Raw genomic sequence first — 15,923 nt, 5'->3', positions numbered from 1 at the left:
ACTTTTTTCAGGCTGCGAGGGTCGAGTGAGACGACGACAGGCATGTAGAGAGGACGGAAGTAGCCGCAAACCACATATGGTTGGATGATTAACAAGTTACGAGGGGAGACAGCCGTGACTGAAGACCACTTCAAGTTGTTGTTGGACGAACCAACCGATGTCGAAGAAGTCGTCCTCGGCTTCCGGTTGAACGGTGAGTTCCACGAACTCGTCTCGGTCTCACCTCCAGTCGAAGCGATACTCCGAGAACGGTGATGGTGCCACAGTGTGCCGGGTTAGGGTGCTGAGTATGGTGGTACTCGAATTTCCTCTTTCGGCACACACGACCACGCCAGCAGGTCACGAACACAGTGAGACAGCGTTCTGAAACAACCAATCCAGACTGAATAGTAGCGACTCTCCGATATTCGGGTAGTCAGGACTGACCACGCCGCTACATTGCCCCGCGACCGTGGAACGGCGTGGTCTCGATAGACTCGTCACTTTCCAACGAGAGATGATTCGTCGCCGTGCAGCGAACGTAGACTGGACAGAAAAACAGTGTGAGCGAAAGGGGATGGATTCGAACCATCGAGGCCATTTTTCAGGCCACCCACCGCAGGGGTGGATGCTCTACCAGGCTGAGCGACCCTTTCGTGTGGAGTCGACCGCTGATACACACATTCGCTGCTACCGTATTGAGTATACAGTGGCTATCATCGGGTAAGAACACGTTATCTCCCCAGCACCGCTCGCTGTCGCTCACGGATGTAGAAACGGGCTGGGAGGGACTTGAACCCCCGACCGTCTGGTTAAAAGCCAGACGCTCTGCCTAACTGAGCTACCAGCCCTCGAACTTTCTTTAAGTGGGGATACTGATAAGCGTTTATTTTCGTTCCCCAACTTGCTTTGTACCCCGTTCCCGTCTACCATGTATGGACCTACGCGACTTCGTCGACACGTTCCTCCGATTCGAGAGCGTCGGCCGTGCCGAAGCACCTGCGCAGACGTGGTTCAAGAACCGTCTGCACGACTTCGGCTTCGAGACGTACGAGTGGAGCGCGAACCCCCGCCGACTCGCCGACCATCCGTCGTTTCCGGACGACCCAGACGACATCGAGACCATCAACCGGCCGAACGTCGCCGGAGTCTTCGAGTTCGGGGACCCCGATGCGGGGCGGACTATCGTCCTCAACGGCCACGTAGACGTGGTTCCCGCCGATGCAGAGCTGTGGTCGAATCAACCGTTCCTCCCCCAGTGGGACGACGAGGCCGGAACGGTCACCGCCCGCGGCGCGGCCGACATGAAGTCGGGTCTCGCTGCCTGTGTCTTCGCAGCACTCGACCTGAAAGCGGCGGTCGAATCCGGTGACCTCGACATCGATGGGCGAGTCGTCGTCGAGTGCGTCGTCGGCGAAGAAGAAGGTGGCATCGGCGCGGCCGCCGCCGCGCTGGACAATCCGTACCCCTTCGAGCGAGACGCCGCGCTGGTGGCCGAACCGACGCGACTCAAGCCGGTGGTCGCCACCGAAGGGACGGTGATGAAACGACTCCACCTGACTGGCCGGACCGCACACGCAGCATCACGGTGGCGCGGTGTCGATGTGCTTCCGAAGTTCGAGACCATCAGACAGGCGTTCTTCGACCTCGAAACCGAGCGTTCCGAACACGTCTCGCACCCACTGTACGACTATCCGATTCCGTGGCCCATCTGCGTCGGCAAAGTGGAAGCGGGGTCGTGGGCGTCGAGCGTCGCCGGGACACTCACTGCAGAGTGGCGACTGGGCGTCGCTCCCGGCGAGACCGTCGCCGAGGTCGAACAGGCGTTCGAAGACCGACTGGCGGCCGTGGTCGACGACGACGAGTGGCTTTCGGAGCACCCGCCAACGTTCGAGCGATTCTCCATCCAGTTCGAACCCGCCGAGATAGACGTGGACGAACCGGTTGTCGAGGCACTTCGAACGACGCTCCGAGCGCACTCGCTCGACGACGAACCGGTCGGTGCGACCTACGGTGCGGACTCACGCCTCTACGTGGAAGCGGGGATCCCGACGGTCGTCTTTGGACCGGGGAACATCGACCAGGCACACTTCCCGGACGAGACCATCGAGTGGGCAGAAGTCGAGACGGCCCGTGACGTGATTCGGGAGACTACAGCGCAGTTCCTTCAGTCGAAGTAGGTGTCCAGCGCCTCGGCCACGACGGTTCCCGGTTCGGTGTCGTTCAGCGACGCGCGCCGACGAAGTTCGAGGTAGAGTTCGGGCGGCAGCGACACGTCTAACGTTCCGACTGCGACACCGTGGTCGTCGAGCGCCTCGGTCACTGGCGTTCCGTTGTTGACCTCGCTCGCGAGGCGACGAACCTCTCGAACCGTGAGGTCGCCGTCCAGTGTCGCCCACGCGAGGTGGAGTCGTGCGTCTCCAGAGACGCGAGCGATGTGTTTGGCCGCTGTCGGAGCGATATTTCCGCGAGCGACGTGCCGGCGGACCGACTGCGGCAGGTCGTGGACGCGGGCCCACTTGCGGATAAACGAGACAGAGACGTCGCCACCGGCCATCTCTGCGGCCTGTTTGTACGACCCGACCCCACGGACGAGGGCAGCACATGCGGCAGCGCCGCGGAGCATGAAGACGTGGTCGTCGCCCGCCGAGGACTCGGCGAACGACCGAACTGTACGGGCAGCCTCCTCGACACTGGCGGGGTCGTCGGGGTCGAACCCAACTGCCTCGCGGGCACGGTCACCAGTGACGGCGGGGTCGCCACGGACGACAGGCTGACCGACCGGTTCTCGGCGGTCGGCTGGTACCCGACGGGTGCGTCGGCGTTCGTCGTTCGTCATCTACAACCCGATTCCGCGTTCTCACTTAAAAACATCTCCCTGAGTGGCGAGGTTCGCGCGCGAGCGTTCACTCGTCGCGGGATTCCGAGAGATGCGACCAGATTTCGGTACATCCGGCACCGTCTTCGAGGTCGTCGAGGTGGGCGGTGGGGTCGACTTCGTCGTCCTCGTCGGAGCGCTCCTGTTCGGGTTCGAGTTCGACTTCGGTCGTCATTCGTCGTCCTCCGTCAGTTCGAACAGTTCGGGTGCGGCATCAGCCGAGGCGTGTTCTCGGGTAACGGTGGGGCGGTCACTCATCACTCCCTCCGTAGAAAGGCCACTCCCATAAGGGAATCCGCACCTGTAACGTGTACCCGTACTCCCGGGTATCGGAACAGGTTGCCACTATCTCAGACGGGGAGATGTACTCGAAATCGACAGACTCGGGTGCGATTGACGGACACTGGGACGTCGCGCACCCCTGCGGAGATTGCGGCCGCCGTCTTGCATAGGTACGCGGGGGTCTGAGTAGGGAGTATGAGTGTCTCGCTGCGCGTCCTCGACGACGGGGCGTGGGTCTCCGTGAACGATGCGAGAGAAGTGAGCGTCAGTGAGCTCTGGCGCCTCGACGACCCGTCATTCTGTGGGTGTGACCTGCCAGACTTCGTCGTCGAAAACGTCCTCTCGGTCGGTGCTGACGGCCGAACTGTCGCCGCGAAAGTGTACGGCCAGTGTATCGCCTGTGGTGAGACTGGCGTCCCCGGGTGGGTTCCTGTGGGTCGGCTCTCCGACGGTGAGTTCGTCGATATCGACCGAGAACACGCTGTACTCCCGGTTCACACCGACGACAGTAACTAACCGGCAACTTCTGCTTATTTTCGGCAGCACCGGGAAGGGTTGACGGTACGCTCGGGGCCTTACGTGGGCAAATACATGGGATTCGTACGAATGCCCACGGACGTCGAACGCTGGAAATCAGAGGTCTACGGTAACGAGATACGAGAGCATCTGTTCCAATTCGCCGAAGATGGATGGGAGTCCATCCCCGAAGACGAACGAGACGCGTGGTTCGAGCGCTTCAAATGGTGGGGGCTGTACCACCAGCGGAACGGGCAGGAGTCGTATTTCATGATGCGCATCGGGACGCCGAACGGCGTGCTGACGCCCGGCCAGACCGAAGTCGTCGCCGAAATCGCCGACGAGTACGCCCGCGGGCCGGCCGAGAATCCGATTTTTGGAAACGGCTACGTCGACTGGACGACCCGCCAGTCCATCCAACTGCACTGGATAAAACTGGAGGACATCCCCGACATCTTCGACAGACTCGAGTCGGTCGGCCTCTCCACCCAACAGGCCTGTGGTGACTCGTGGCGGAACATCGTCGGCTGTCCCGTCGCCGGGAAGGACAAACACGAACACGTGGACGCACTGCCCGTCGCGATGGAACTCAACGAGACGTTCAAGGGCAACGACGACCACTCGAACCTCCCTCGGAAGTGGAAGGTCTCTATCACTGGCTGCCGCGAAGGCTGTGGCCAAGGCGACATCAACGACCTCGCGCTCGAACCCGCGACCAAGGAACTCGACGGCGAAGAGACGAAGGGCTTCAACATCCGTGTCGGCGGCGGCCTCTCCCGTAACGAGCCTCGATTCGCCCGCGACATCGACGTCTTCGTGACGCCCGAACAGGCCGCAGAGGTCTCGGGTGCTATCTCCGCGCTCTTCCGCGACAACGGTGACCGCGAGAACCGCTACAACGCCCGCATCAAGTTCCTGCTCGACGAGTGGGGGCCAGAGAAGTTCCGCAGCGTCTTGCAGGAAGAGTACGTCGACTTCGAACTGGAGACCGCCGGCGAAGACCTCCGTTCGGAGTACTCCTACAACGCCGGCTACGCCAACGGCGGTCACGCCGACCACGTCGGCATCCACGAACAGGCCGACGGCAACTACTACGTCGGTCTCGACGTGCTCGTCGGCCGCATGGGTGTCGACGACACGAAGGAACTCGCCCGCGTCGCCGACGAGTACGGGTCAGGCGAAGTTCGCGTCACCCAGCGCCAGAACGTCATCATCACCGACGTACCCGAAGAGAAACTCGACGCGCTGCAGGACGAGGACCTCCTCGAACACTACTCGCCCGACCCACACCCGTTCATGCGTGGGTCTGTCGCCTGTACGGGCACCGAGTTCTGTTCGCTCTCCATCGTGGAGACGAAGAACCGACAGGTTCGCTACGCACGCTGGCTGAAGGAGAACGTCGACCTGCCCGACGGCGTCGAAGACTTCCACATCCACCTCTCGGGGTGTACGGCTTCCTGTGCCCAGCCCCAGATTGCCGACGTGAGCCTCCGAGGAATGAAGACCCGCAAAGACGGCGAACCCGTCGAAGCGCTCGACATCGGTCTCGGCGGCGGTCTCGGCGAGAACCCGAACTTCGCCGAGTGGGTCGCCCAGCGCATTCCAGTGGACGAAGTTCCCGGCGCAATCAAGAACCTGCTCGCGAACTTCGAGGAGCGACGTGACGGCGACGAGACGTTCCGAGAGTTCGTCGAACGGACGGACGGAGAAGACCTCGCCGACCTCGTCGAACCCGAAGAGACCAGCTACGAGGACCCGATGATGCACAACACGAAGCGCACGTGGTACCCGTACGCCGAAGACGACAGCCTCGACGCGAGTCCTGCGCCGAATCGCGCCGACGGGACGCAGATACCGAGCGACGACTGAGCCCCTCGTCTCACTTCCAGATGAGGCCGTCGAACCCACCCCTGAGGACGACCGACCCGTCGGTCACCCTCCGACAGACGATGTCGGTTACGATGTCGTAGCGGTCCTCGCGGGGGTCGACAGCGGTCGTCGTCACCTCGCACCGAATCGTCTCACCGGTGTACACCGGGGCGAGGAATTCGAACTCCATCGACCGGGCGAGGACTTCCAGTTCACCACCAATCTCCGTCGGCAGTGTGGCAGTCAACAACCCGTGGACGACGAGTCGACCATCGTCGTCGGGGGTGGTGTGAATCGGTTGCTCGTCGCCGGAGAGGGCCGCAAATGCCTCGACCTCCGCCGTCGTGAACGTTCGCTCTCTGACGAGGGTTTCACCCTCCGTCGGGACGTCGTTCGCGGACACATCCCGTCCGACGGCCGGCGACGAGGTAGTTCTTCACCCGTGTTCGCTCAGCACCCGACTGTCGACCACGGCGATGCCCACCGAGACACCAACCACTGATACCACTCCAACACCACTACCACCCATGCCAGACCGAATCCTGAAAGTAAACGCCTACACGACGTTGGACCTCGTCGACGGAACGGCGACTGGTCACGACTTCGAAGAGTCGGCGTTCGCGGTGCTCAACGTCACCTCGCCCCGAAAGAATCCCGACGCCATCACGCTCGAACTCGAACTCGACGGGACGCAACTCGAAACGCTCTCACCGCACGCAGACCGGGTGACGCTCTCGCCCGACGAAGCGCGAACGCTGGCGGCCGACCTCGAAAAACACGCCGACCGCGTCGAGGCAGCGACCGACGACTGACCGCAGTTCTCGATTTTTTCTCTTGATTCGACGGCCGCGTAGTGCGCAGTCTCGACACGTGGCGCGAACAGTGACAACATCCACCATGGGTAGTTTTCTCTCGATTTGGTTCAAATTCCACCGAAAGAATCGCACCTTGTTAATGATTCATCCACCCATATGACCCATCGTTAGACATATGGTGAGGCGACGAGAATGATGGCTTGTGCTACAGACGAGGCCCTCACGCTGTCCACGCATTGCTCGTCGACCGCCCACTACCTCCCGTGCCTACCCGGCGAATCGAACGCCGGCCACAGCACGGGGGGTGGTGGCGTGAGTCGTCACCGGACCCTCGTCCTCTTCGTCGCGGCCGCGGTGCTGTTCGGTACCTCGTTCGTCGGTATCAAAGCCGCCATCGGCTCGGTCCCACCGGTTCTCTTCGCGGCCTTCCGTGTCGACGTCGCCGCTGTCGTCCTGCTGACGCTCGTCGCCGTCCGCGGTGGCTACTGGCGCCCTCGCTCTCGTGCCGACGTCCTCGGTGTCCTCGCGAGCGCTGCGTTCGTCCTCGGTGCGAACAACGTCCTGTTGTTCCTCGGCCAGCAGAACGCAACTTCCGGCGCTGCGGCAGTCATGTACAGCATCCTGCCCATCGCCTCACCGATGTTCGCGTTCTTCCTTCTGGACGACGAGCGCATCTCGGCCGTCGACGCCGTGGGTATCCTCTTCGGACTCGCGGGCGTCGTCGTCATCGTCGGCCCCGAGAGTGTCCTCGGCGGCGGGAGCGTCGGACAAGCGCTCGTCGTTGGCGCTGCGCTCTCGGTCGCGTTCGGGTCGGTCTTGCTCAAGCGCGTCGGTGCGACGATGGGCACGATTCCGATGACTGCGTGGGCGATGGCGGTGGCTGCCGTCGGAATCCACGCCGTGAGTCTCGGAATCGGTGAATCCCCAACGCAGGTCGTCTGGTCACCGACTGTCGTTGCGGCCATCCTCTACGTCGGGATGCCGGCGACGGCGGCCGCCTACCCGGTGTACTTCGCCCTGCTCGCAGAGGCCGGTCCAGTCCGCGGGAACCTCGTCGCCTACGCGATGCCAATCGTCGCGACGCTCTCGGGATGGGCGTTCCTCGGTGAGTCCATCTCCTCGGGGACGGTTCTCGGGTTCGGCGTCATCGTCTCCGGATTCCTGTTGGTCCAGCGCGAGAGCGTGGCCAGAATCGTCGGAACGTCGATCAAACGACCCGCAGAAACAGAGTAGAACGGAAATCCGCGCTTAGACCGTGACGCGTCGCCGGACCGCGATGACCGCGTCGACGACTGTGTCTTTTTTCATCGCCGCGAACCCGACGAAGATGGCGCCGAAGCCGACGAACGCCGTCGTCTCGATTGCGTGCCCGAGGAGCACGAAACTCATCACCGCCGCCACGACGGGTTCGACGTAGCCGATGAGGTTGAGTTCTGTCGGGCCGAGGCGGTCGAGGAGTTCGAAGTAGAGCAAGAACGCCACGGCACCCGAGACGAGCGTCAGGTAGAGGAACGACGCGATACCGACGGGTGCCCACTCGATGGCAGCCAGCGACTCACCGCGAACCAATCCCCAGACGTGGAGGATGACGCCGCCACCGAACATGGTCCACGCCTGCATCGACTGGACCGGTAACGCTGTTCGGAGCGGACGGGTGAGGACCGACCCGAGGGCGAACGAGACGGCGCCGAGGAAGATGAGGACGATGCCGAGTCCCTGTGCCGACCCGAGGATACCCGCACCGGGGTCGGCCACGAGGACGACACCGGCGAATCCGGCGAGCAAGCCGAGTACACCCACTTTCCCGAGCGAATCTTCCGAGAGGATGACGCCCGCGAAGACAGCCGTCAGGATGGGCGAGAGGCTGATGATAATCGAGGCGATGGCACCGGGGACGTAGTTCTGCCCGAGGTAGAGGAGTCCGTGATAGGCAGCGATGATGAACACCGCGCCGATAGCCGTCGCGAGTAGTTCGTCTCTGGTCTGGGGGCGCCAGCGGTCGGTCGAGTAGACGGCGTACGCGAGCATCAGGAGGCCAGCGGCCTCGTAGCGTATCGCCGCGAACGTCAGGGTCGGGAAGAACTCCAGTCCGACCTCGATGGCGACGAACGACGTCCCCCACATCAGTGCGAGGACGACGAACATCAGCGGGGTCGTCGGGAGGTTTCTCCAAGCAGTGTGCGTCATGGTCGAATCTGCTTCAACCGTCAGGGATGCCCGTTGTTAAATCCTTCTACAATAGATTTCTCAATAGTTGTATTTTTCATTGAGTAATCCGACTTTGGCTGTTCTAAATTTTGAATAAATCGTGAATGTCTGTTAGAGAGAGGGCGCGGTCGACTGTGGCTGATAGCATAAGGACTTACGTCCCATCACCTGCCCAGTGTACGTATGGACGAACGCGACGTGCGCCTGTTGAAGGCCATCGCGGACCTCGGAACGGGTAGCCCCGAGAAGTTACACGAAGCGACCGGCATCCCAGTGTCGACCATCCACTACCGACTGAACAACCTGAAAGACGACGGCGTCATCGAGAACGACCTCTACGACATCGACCTCGAGTCGTTCGGTCTCGGCGTCACCGTCGTCGTCGAGGTGTTGGCCGACTACAGCGGTCCGTACGAAGAGGTGGGCAACCAGCTGCTGGAGATCGAAGGCGTCACGCAACTGTACTTCACCATGGGCGAGACGGACTTCATCGTCGTCGCCCACCTCGCCGACTCCGACCGCGTGGAACGGCTCATCAGCAACTTCGAGGCCATCCCCGAAGTCGAACGGACGAACTCGACGTTCGTCATCTCGACGATGCGGGACAGTCACCGTGCCCTCCAGAGTTACACCCTGGAGACGCTCTTAGACGAGTTAGGAATCGACGACTGAACCTCGAACACCTCACTACTTACACAGGTTCGCCGCGTACTGTCAGGTATGTCGGAACCGGTCACCACGTGGCTCGTCGAGCGGACGTACTCGGACGACGAACAGAACATCATCATCCTCGTGTACGCGACCACGGACGGGACACGGTATCACAGGAAGGAGCGGTCGCTGACGAGTTTCGAATCCGACATCCGCGACACCTACGCCGCACTCGAAATTTCCGAAGACGAGTTAGGCCGCGTCACCGACGAAGAGACACAGGCAGCGTACGCTGCCTCCGCGACGAAGATGGCCGAAGAACACGACCCGACCGACGTGGTGTGAACTGCACAGCAGCAACTACGACGGCGACGCGAGTGGCAGTTCGATGACGACGATCGTCCCCGTTGGCTCGTTGTCTTCTATGTGGACCGACCCCCCGAACGACTCGACGAGTTTGTTGACGAGGTAGAGCCCCAGTCCGGTTCCGGTGCTCTCCAGTCCTTTTTCACCTTTCCCGAACACGACTGGTTTCCTGTTGTCTGGAATCCCGACCCCGTCGTCACTGATTCGAACGATAGCCTGCTCTCTCTCCTCGTCGATGGACGACGATACCGTGACGGTCGTGCCGTCGCCGTTGTGCTGAATCGCGTTGTTGAGGACGTTCCCGAAGACCGAGGTGAGCAGTGGGTTCGCACGAACGGCCACGTCCGGTATCTCACTGTCGACGACGATGTTGGCAGTCGGGAACGCTTCTCGACGGACCGTGAGTTCGCGGTCGAGCGTGTCCGACAGTGAGAGTGGACGCGTATCGACTGCGCCGCCACTCATCGTCTCGATGAGGTCACGAGCGACCTCGGTTATCTCGATGGTGTGTCGACCGGTCGAGAGCACTCGTGAGAGGATGTCGCGACCCGCGTCGTCGACGTGGTCTTCGAGCAACTCCGACCACCCCACGATGACCGCCATGTCGTTTCTGATGTCGTGGCGGATGATTCGGTTGAGTGCCTCCAACTCGGCGTTCGTCCGTTCTAACTCCCGTTCGCGGGAACGACGCGTCGTGACGTCTTGAATCGTCCCGCGGAGTGCGGTCACACGACCGTCTCGGATGACCGGTTCTCCTCGGGTTCGAACCCAGCGCTCTGCCCCGTTGGCCGTCACGATGCGGAAGTCGTCCTCCCACGAGATACCCTCGTTGCGGCAGCGGTCGACAAGTTCGTGGACCCACTCACGTTCGTCGGCGGCGTAGAAGTCGATGGCGTCGTCGAGCGACGGTTCGTAGTCCAGCGGAACGTCGTGGATTCGTTTCGTCTGGTCTGTCCACTCCAGCGTCTCGTCGACGAGGTTGAGCTCCCACCCACCGACCTTCGAGATACGCTGCGTTCGTTCGAGAAAGTCACGGCTCCGTTCGAGTTCGCGCTCCCGGGACTTCTGTTCGGAGAGGTCCTGAAACACGACGACATTTCGGTTCTCGGGAAGCGACGTAATCGAGAGACGGACGGGGACAGACACGCCGTCAGGTCGTCGAATCGTCGCCTCACCTTGCCACCTGCCCGTCGCGTCGAGCGCGGGGCGGAGTTCTCGGTGCAGTCGCTCGACTTCCGCTTCGTCGTGGAGTTCGGTCCACGAGGTACCCTCCATCGATGCGGCATCCGGGTAGCCGCAGATGTGTGCGCCAGTCTCGTTGATGTAGGTGTGTCTCCCGTCTTCAGTCAGTGCGATACCGGCATCGACAGCATCGACCGCACTCTTGAACGCTTCGAGTTCGCGCTCACGCTCGCGGTCTGCAGTCACGTCTTCGACGGTCGAGATGAGGTAGTCACGGTCCGAAAAGTGTGCAATCGAGAGGCTCACCTGAATCCAAACGAGTTCTCCGTCCGTTCGTTCGAGCGGCCAGAAGAACACGTTACTGCCAGTCTCGATGGCGTGTTTTACCTCGTCCCGAGCACGCGCTTCTGTGAACCCGGGAAAGTCAGCAGTGAGTTCGACGGGCTCTGTCGAGATGACGTCCTCACGGTTCGTTCCGAGGATATCGAGGTAGTGCTGATTGATATCGACCAGTTCGAGCGTGTCGACGTCCCGAACCGCGAGGCCGACGTTCACCGCCTCGAAGAGTGCGCGGTGGTCCAGTGAACCGACCGTGTTTCGGGCCGCATCGTAGACGACGTGACCGAGGCTCTCGATATCCAAGTCAGACAGCTCAGCACACTCGAACGAGACGAGGGGAACGTTCGTAGTGCGTAGCTCCGAGACGAGGAGTTCTCCCTCGCCGTTCGTCAGTTCCGTCGAGACGACGAGACAGTCCACACGCGACCGTTCGAGTACCGCCTGCGCAGTTTCGGCGCTGACAGCAGTTTCGACCTGGACAGTCGTCGCCGCGTCACCGACGACACCGGGAAGAGACCCGGAGAGACGGTCACGGACTGTTTCGTTCTCGACGACGACGAGAACGTTCACTCTACCGGGCATACCGAGAGGATGCAATACAAGGTCAAGTATGAACCGGACAGGACAACGGGTCGAGAGCGACCGCATGGTATAAGGTGGTATGGGAGGATACCGGTTCAGCCTCTTTCTAAAGTAACGGCACTCGACTCTCTTGGATTCGAAAGTCGAAAGGCAGTGGTAAATGCGAAAACAGAGCAAGAAGCGACGTAAACCAGGAGCACGTATGTTGGTGTAGGGACAGCAGTGACTGTCCAGGTGACAACGCATGACGACAACACGTTCTTCGACACGGCTCATCGGCATCGTACTGCTCGCGCTCGCGGCACTGTTCATCTTCCCCGCACTCGTCGGGATGTCCGGCCTCTTCGGAACCGGCCCAATGGGCTGGGGTGGTGGATGGATGCACGACACGTGGATGCACGGCGGAACCAGTGGGTCTGTTCCGTGGTGGATGTGGGGAATGGGCCTCTTTGGGCAACTGCTCGTCCTCACGGTGTTAGTCGGAGGTGGGGTCATACTGTTCCGCACACTGACTGGGAACCGTGGTGACGACGCCCTCGACGAACTCCGCCGTGCGTACGCTCGCGGCGACATCGACGACGACGAGTTCGACCGTCGGCGGGCACGCCTCGAACAGAGCGGGAGCCAAAACTGACGTCTCTCGCAGTCGGGTGAAACGGGTGGACCCCCTGCGAGAATTATCGAAGACGGGCGTGTTTCTCGCGAGTTGCGCGGTCGGTGGCCGCTGAGTGCTGGGTGTCCGCCGCCGACTGATTCTCCACTGGTGCCCTGTTCTCTCTCGGAGTCGCCTGCTGCGGTTCAGTCGCAGTTCCGTCGATGGCACTCGTATCGACCCATCGGGTGAACCGTCGTCTGATATCGTCCCAATCGTCGTTCGACTTCGGTGACTCATCGCCGACTGCCATCCGGAGTTCTCGGTTCGAGTTGAGGTACTCGTAGGACATGATGCTGGGGTACTCGTCGACCGAGGCTTCGTAGGAGTCTACGCCCGGGCCGTCACTTCCGTGGACACCGAGTAGGTGCCCAATCTCGTGGACGTACAGTCGGTCTGTTTGGTCGTCGCCGGCCATCGCGACTCGGCCATAGTTGGCAGACGCGCGGACGCGCCGGTCATCGATGGAGACCGTCTCCGCGAGGTAGATGTACAGGTAGCCGCTCCCCGCCCGGTCGAAGTTCGTGGTGACTGCGCTGTTGTCGCTCACGTTCGCCGCAGGGAGCGCTGTGAGGTTCGTGTCGTCGATGATGAAGTGGACTGCAAAGCCGGTCGTTCCATCAGGGTTTTCAACCGGGGCAGAAGCGAAGAAACGAGCAGTGCGGTCCAGTGCAGTTTGGTTTACCGTGACTGTGTGATAGGCGTCGACCTCGAAGTAGAGGTCTTTGTGGCGTGGGTCAGCGCCGGGGAACTGCCGGGGTGCGCCGTACACTTCGACCCCGTCGGCGAGCCCGTCACCATCGGTGTCCGCGAGGTCGATGCGAGTCCCGATTCGCTGTTCGACCTCGTCGGTGAGGCCGTCACCGTCGGTGTCGAGCGAAGCGTCACCCTCTGGGACAGTCGGGTCCAGACCGAGTCGGAACTCGGTTCCGTCGAAGAAAGAGTCACCGTCCGAATCGGGGTCGAGCGGATCGGTCTCGTGTCGGAGTACCTCGGCCCAATCGTCGAGGCCGTCGTCGTCTGTGTCGGCGACAGTCGGGTCGGTTCCGAGCGACGCCTCCAACCGGTCGTCGAGACCATCAGCGTCCGAATCTATCCACGATGGTTCTGACACCGCGGTCGGTGTCCCGACGAACGACGAGTCCTCAGTCGGTGTCATCGAATACGAATCGACATCGTCGCTCGCGTCGATGGGGACCACATCTGTGTCAGCGGGGACGTCAGTCACACTGGAGGGTCGGTCGGTATCGGCGTCGAACGAGGTGACAACATCAGCGGGTGAAAAGGAGACTGCGGCACTGGCCGTCACTGGAACGACGAGGAGCGAAATGACGACGATGAGGCGTATCGGTACCATCAGGTAAGCGGGCAGCGGGGCAGTCGGAGCAGTCGGTCGTGGGCAACACAGGTCTCTCAGCAGCTCTCGGACAGTCGGCAGAATAGACGCGTGTGACAGCCATAGTTATAGAACGCATGACAAGATTAGACATAGCCTAGTCGACGAGGAACGCTTCGATTAGTTGTGTTAATTAGTCCACGTTCCGATGGAAAACAGTCGGTTTCGATGGGTTCACTCACAGCCGAGACGGAAGGGTCGAAGCCAGCCACACCAGCCGTTCGACGCGGCCAGTCGGTGACCCGAGGAAGGCACGACCGAGAGAGTCTGCGACGATACCGCCGGTAACAGTCTCCCCGCACTGAACGAAGCGGGGTACATATCGATTTTTTCGTAACGGCTTTGTTTCTTTAGGCCGGCCTAAAACTATGGCTTCGGACTCGTCTACAGGTGGTCCACTCGAGGTGCTCAAACGCTTCCGTCCACAACGAACGCGCCTCCGTGTCTCGGCGTGCGTCGCGGCAAGCCGGTCACTGAAAGCGTCGTCGGACGACGAGACAGCGTAATCAAGACTCCCTTTTCGGCGTGTGGCCCGAGTCAGATATCGACGACAGCGCCGACTTCGGGGGCCGTCGCCTCGAAGCCGTCAGTCCTGAGCTCCTCGGCAAACGCTTCACAGCGGTCGCCGTGGTTGACGAAGACCGGCGTCTCACGATAGTCGGCGAGGAACTCCCGTAGCCCGTGTTTGTCCGCGTGGGCGGAGAAGTCGTACATCTCGGCGCGTGCGGCGACGGGAACGACGCCGCCGTTGAGTTCACATCGCCCTCGTTCGACGAGTTCACGACCCGGTGTTCCTTCGACCTGATACCCAGTGAGACAGATTTTGTTCGTCGGGTCTTGGCGAATCTCGGGGATGTACGTCATCGCCGGGCCCCCCGAGAGCATCCCACTCGTCGTGACGATGACGGAGTTCTGTCGCGCGATACGGCGACGCTGGCCGTCGCGTCCCGAGACGAGTCGTGCGTTCGACTTGGCCCGTTTGAGCGCCGTCGGGTCGCGGACGTACCCGGGGTAGTTACGGAGCATCTCGAGCACCTGCGTTCCCATCCCGTCGACGTAGCAGTCGATGTCGTGGGCATCGAGGACCATGAGAATCTCCTGTGTGCGACCGATGGCGAACGCGGGGACGACGACGGTACCGCCTTGCCAGATGGTCGTCCGAACGGACTCGACGAACCGCTCTTCGACTGTCGCCCGGTCTTCGTGTTCGACGTCAGAGTACGTGGACTCGCAGATGACGACGTCCGCGTCTGGGCGGTTGGTGGTTCCGGCGACCAACCGCTGGTCGTCCGTGTGGAAGTCGGCGGTGTAGAGGAGGCGCGTCTCGCCGTCGTCGACGAGGACGTGTGCGCTCCCGGGTATGTGTCCGGCGTTGTAGAACGTGACCTCGTGGCCAGCAGCCTCGAATGTCTCGCCGTAGTCGTGCGGTTCGGACTGCTGAGTCATCCGGCGGATGTGTGTCTCGGTGAACGGGCAGTCGTAGGTGCCGCCGTGGAGTTTGAGCGTGTCTCGTGCGAGTGTGAGCGCGAGTTCGTAGGTCGGCGGTGTCCAATGGACTGCCGGCCAGTCGGAACCCGAGAGGAGCGAGGGGACCGTCCCGACGTGGTCGAGGTGGCCGTGCGAGACGACGACGGCGTCGGGGTCGACCGACCCGACGGGGAACTGTGGAGGGTTCCCGGTCATCATCCCGTAGTCGAGGAGCAGCGACTCGTTGACGAGAATCGCACTGCGCCCGACTTCCCCGGCCCCGCCGAGGAACTGGAGTTGCATTGGTGGTCCGTACCGACTGGAGGGGCTTTTGCCCGTCGGTCCGGGCGGCAGCGTGGACGCTGGACGTTTTTGTCTGTAGGCGGCCTCTCGTAGACCATGTCCGACAGTTCCCTCGACTCACTGGTGTCGGCCCTCCACGACAACCTCGCTGCGACGGCGACACGGCCAGTCCGCGAAGACGCCAGTAGATGGCTGGGTGAAGCAGAGGCCGTCACCGCCGACCTCGCCGCTGGACCACTCCCGCCAGACGACGTGGTTCGGACCCGCCTCGGTCACGTCGAACACCTCCTCTCGAACGTCGAGGACACAGAAGACGACGAGGCTGACGAACACGTCGACGTGGCACGTGCCGCTCTCGACGATGCACTCGCAGTGCTCGACGAGCGGGCGTGAGAGAAGTCGAAGAGGACGTAAACGCTGCAGACGCGGGTGTGTGAA

Annotated in this window: 17 protein-coding genes and 2 tRNA genes; 10 read left to right on the top strand and 9 right to left on the bottom strand. The window is 61.8% G+C overall.

What is annotated here, in order from left to right; all coding sequences use genetic code 11:
- Nucleotides 1-114: 114 nt before the first annotated feature.
- Complete coding sequence (locus GJR98_RS04345; protein WP_154269698.1) at nucleotides 115-255, top strand: hypothetical protein; 141 nt, start codon at nucleotides 115-117, stop codon at nucleotides 253-255.
- Between the two features lie 292 nt (nucleotides 256-547).
- Here GJR98_RS04345 and GJR98_RS04340 read toward each other — a convergent pair.
- A tRNA-Gln gene (locus GJR98_RS04340) sits at nucleotides 548-635 on the bottom strand.
- A 121-nt stretch (nucleotides 636-756) separates the two neighbouring features.
- Nucleotides 757-830 (bottom strand) — tRNA-Lys (locus GJR98_RS04335).
- A gap of 84 nt (nucleotides 831-914) precedes the next feature.
- Here GJR98_RS04335 and GJR98_RS04330 point away from each other — a divergent pair.
- Complete coding sequence (locus GJR98_RS04330; RefSeq protein WP_151135806.1) at nucleotides 915-2,159, top strand: M20/M25/M40 family metallo-hydrolase; 1,245 nt, start codon at nucleotides 915-917, stop codon at nucleotides 2,157-2,159.
- Here GJR98_RS04330 and GJR98_RS04325 read toward each other — a convergent pair.
- Nucleotides 2,147-2,818 (bottom strand): DUF7119 family protein, encoded by a 672-nt coding sequence (locus GJR98_RS04325; RefSeq protein ID WP_151135804.1) that lies wholly within the window; start codon nucleotides 2,816-2,818, stop codon nucleotides 2,147-2,149. The genes GJR98_RS04330 and GJR98_RS04325 overlap by 13 nt on opposite strands.
- A 67-nt stretch (nucleotides 2,819-2,885) precedes the next feature.
- On the bottom strand, nucleotides 2,886-3,032 hold the full coding sequence (locus GJR98_RS17425) for a hypothetical protein (RefSeq protein ID WP_191965415.1): 147 nt from the start codon (nucleotides 3,030-3,032) through the stop codon (nucleotides 2,886-2,888).
- Nucleotides 3,033-3,334: 302 nt separating this feature from the next.
- Here GJR98_RS17425 and GJR98_RS04320 point away from each other — a divergent pair, with 302 nt between their 5' ends.
- Nucleotides 3,335-3,655, top strand: a complete 321-nt coding sequence (locus GJR98_RS04320) for a hypothetical protein (protein ID WP_151135802.1) — start codon at nucleotides 3,335-3,337, stop codon at nucleotides 3,653-3,655.
- Nucleotides 3,656-3,745: 90 nt separating this feature from the next.
- A complete protein-coding gene (locus tag GJR98_RS04315) occupies nucleotides 3,746-5,524 on the top strand; it encodes a nitrite/sulfite reductase (protein ID WP_151139383.1) in 1,779 nt (592 codons plus the stop codon).
- A gap of 10 nt (nucleotides 5,525-5,534) precedes the next feature.
- Here GJR98_RS04315 and GJR98_RS04310 read toward each other — a convergent pair whose 3' ends face one another.
- Entirely contained in the window at nucleotides 5,535-5,927 is a 393-nt protein-coding gene (locus tag GJR98_RS04310) for a MaoC/PaaZ C-terminal domain-containing protein (RefSeq protein ID WP_151135800.1), read from the bottom strand.
- 124 nt (nucleotides 5,928-6,051) lie between these two features.
- Here GJR98_RS04310 and GJR98_RS04305 point away from each other — a divergent pair, with 124 nt between their 5' ends.
- Nucleotides 6,052-6,336, top strand: a complete 285-nt coding sequence (locus GJR98_RS04305; protein WP_151135798.1) for a DUF6360 family protein — start codon at nucleotides 6,052-6,054, stop codon at nucleotides 6,334-6,336.
- Nucleotides 6,337-6,651: 315 nt separating this feature from the next.
- A complete protein-coding gene (locus tag GJR98_RS04300) occupies nucleotides 6,652-7,572 on the top strand; it encodes a DMT family transporter (RefSeq protein WP_151139382.1) in 921 nt (306 codons plus the stop codon).
- A gap of 15 nt (nucleotides 7,573-7,587) precedes the next feature.
- Here the strand turns inward: GJR98_RS04300 and GJR98_RS04295 are convergent, their stop codons facing one another.
- On the bottom strand, nucleotides 7,588-8,526 hold the full coding sequence (locus GJR98_RS04295) for a DMT family transporter (RefSeq protein WP_151135796.1): 939 nt from the start codon (nucleotides 8,524-8,526) through the stop codon (nucleotides 7,588-7,590).
- Nucleotides 8,527-8,730: 204 nt separating this feature from the next.
- Here GJR98_RS04295 and GJR98_RS04290 point away from each other — a divergent pair, with 204 nt between their 5' ends.
- Together GJR98_RS04290 and GJR98_RS04285 are read left to right on the top strand one after the other, a co-directional pair.
- Nucleotides 8,731-9,219, top strand: coding sequence for an Lrp/AsnC family transcriptional regulator (locus GJR98_RS04290; protein WP_151135794.1), 489 nt, complete (start codon nucleotides 8,731-8,733; stop codon nucleotides 9,217-9,219).
- Between the two features lie 48 nt (nucleotides 9,220-9,267).
- Nucleotides 9,268-9,543, top strand: a complete 276-nt coding sequence (locus GJR98_RS04285) for a hypothetical protein (RefSeq protein WP_151135792.1) — start codon at nucleotides 9,268-9,270, stop codon at nucleotides 9,541-9,543.
- Nucleotides 9,544-9,558: 15 nt separating this feature from the next.
- Here the strand turns inward: GJR98_RS04285 and GJR98_RS04280 are convergent, their stop codons facing one another.
- The gene (locus tag GJR98_RS04280) at nucleotides 9,559-11,667 is read right to left on the bottom strand and encodes a sensor histidine kinase (protein WP_151135790.1); all 2,109 of its coding nucleotides are present in this window, start codon (nucleotides 11,665-11,667) and stop codon (nucleotides 9,559-9,561) included.
- Between the two features lie 244 nt (nucleotides 11,668-11,911).
- Between GJR98_RS04280 and GJR98_RS04275 the strand changes: the two genes are divergently transcribed.
- Complete coding sequence (locus GJR98_RS04275) at nucleotides 11,912-12,301, top strand: SHOCT domain-containing protein (RefSeq protein ID WP_151135788.1); 390 nt, start codon at nucleotides 11,912-11,914, stop codon at nucleotides 12,299-12,301.
- 43 nt (nucleotides 12,302-12,344) lie between these two features.
- Here the strand turns inward: GJR98_RS04275 and GJR98_RS04270 are convergent, their stop codons facing one another.
- Nucleotides 12,345-13,676 carry a hypothetical protein gene (locus tag GJR98_RS04270; protein WP_151135786.1) on the bottom strand — a complete coding sequence of 444 codons (1,332 nt, stop codon included), beginning with the start codon at nucleotides 13,674-13,676 and terminating at the stop codon, nucleotides 12,345-12,347.
- 576 nt (nucleotides 13,677-14,252) lie between these two features.
- Nucleotides 14,253-15,485: an MBL fold metallo-hydrolase gene (locus GJR98_RS04265; protein WP_151135784.1), complete on the bottom strand. Its 1,233-nt coding sequence runs from the start codon at nucleotides 15,483-15,485 to the stop codon at nucleotides 14,253-14,255.
- 96 nt (nucleotides 15,486-15,581) lie between these two features.
- Here GJR98_RS04265 and GJR98_RS04260 point away from each other — a divergent pair, with 96 nt between their 5' ends.
- The gene (locus GJR98_RS04260) at nucleotides 15,582-15,878 is read left to right on the top strand and encodes a hypothetical protein (protein ID WP_151135782.1); all 297 of its coding nucleotides are present in this window, start codon (nucleotides 15,582-15,584) and stop codon (nucleotides 15,876-15,878) included.
- The last annotated feature ends 45 nt before the right edge of the window (nucleotides 15,879-15,923 follow it).

It is taken from the genome of Haloferax marinisediminis (genome assembly GCF_009674585.1).
Lineage (GTDB): Archaea > Halobacteriota > Halobacteria > Halobacteriales > Haloferacaceae > Haloferax > Haloferax marinisediminis.
The sequence above is the reverse complement of the archived record's forward strand: the minus strand, read 5'-3'. Positions and strand labels throughout refer to the sequence as shown.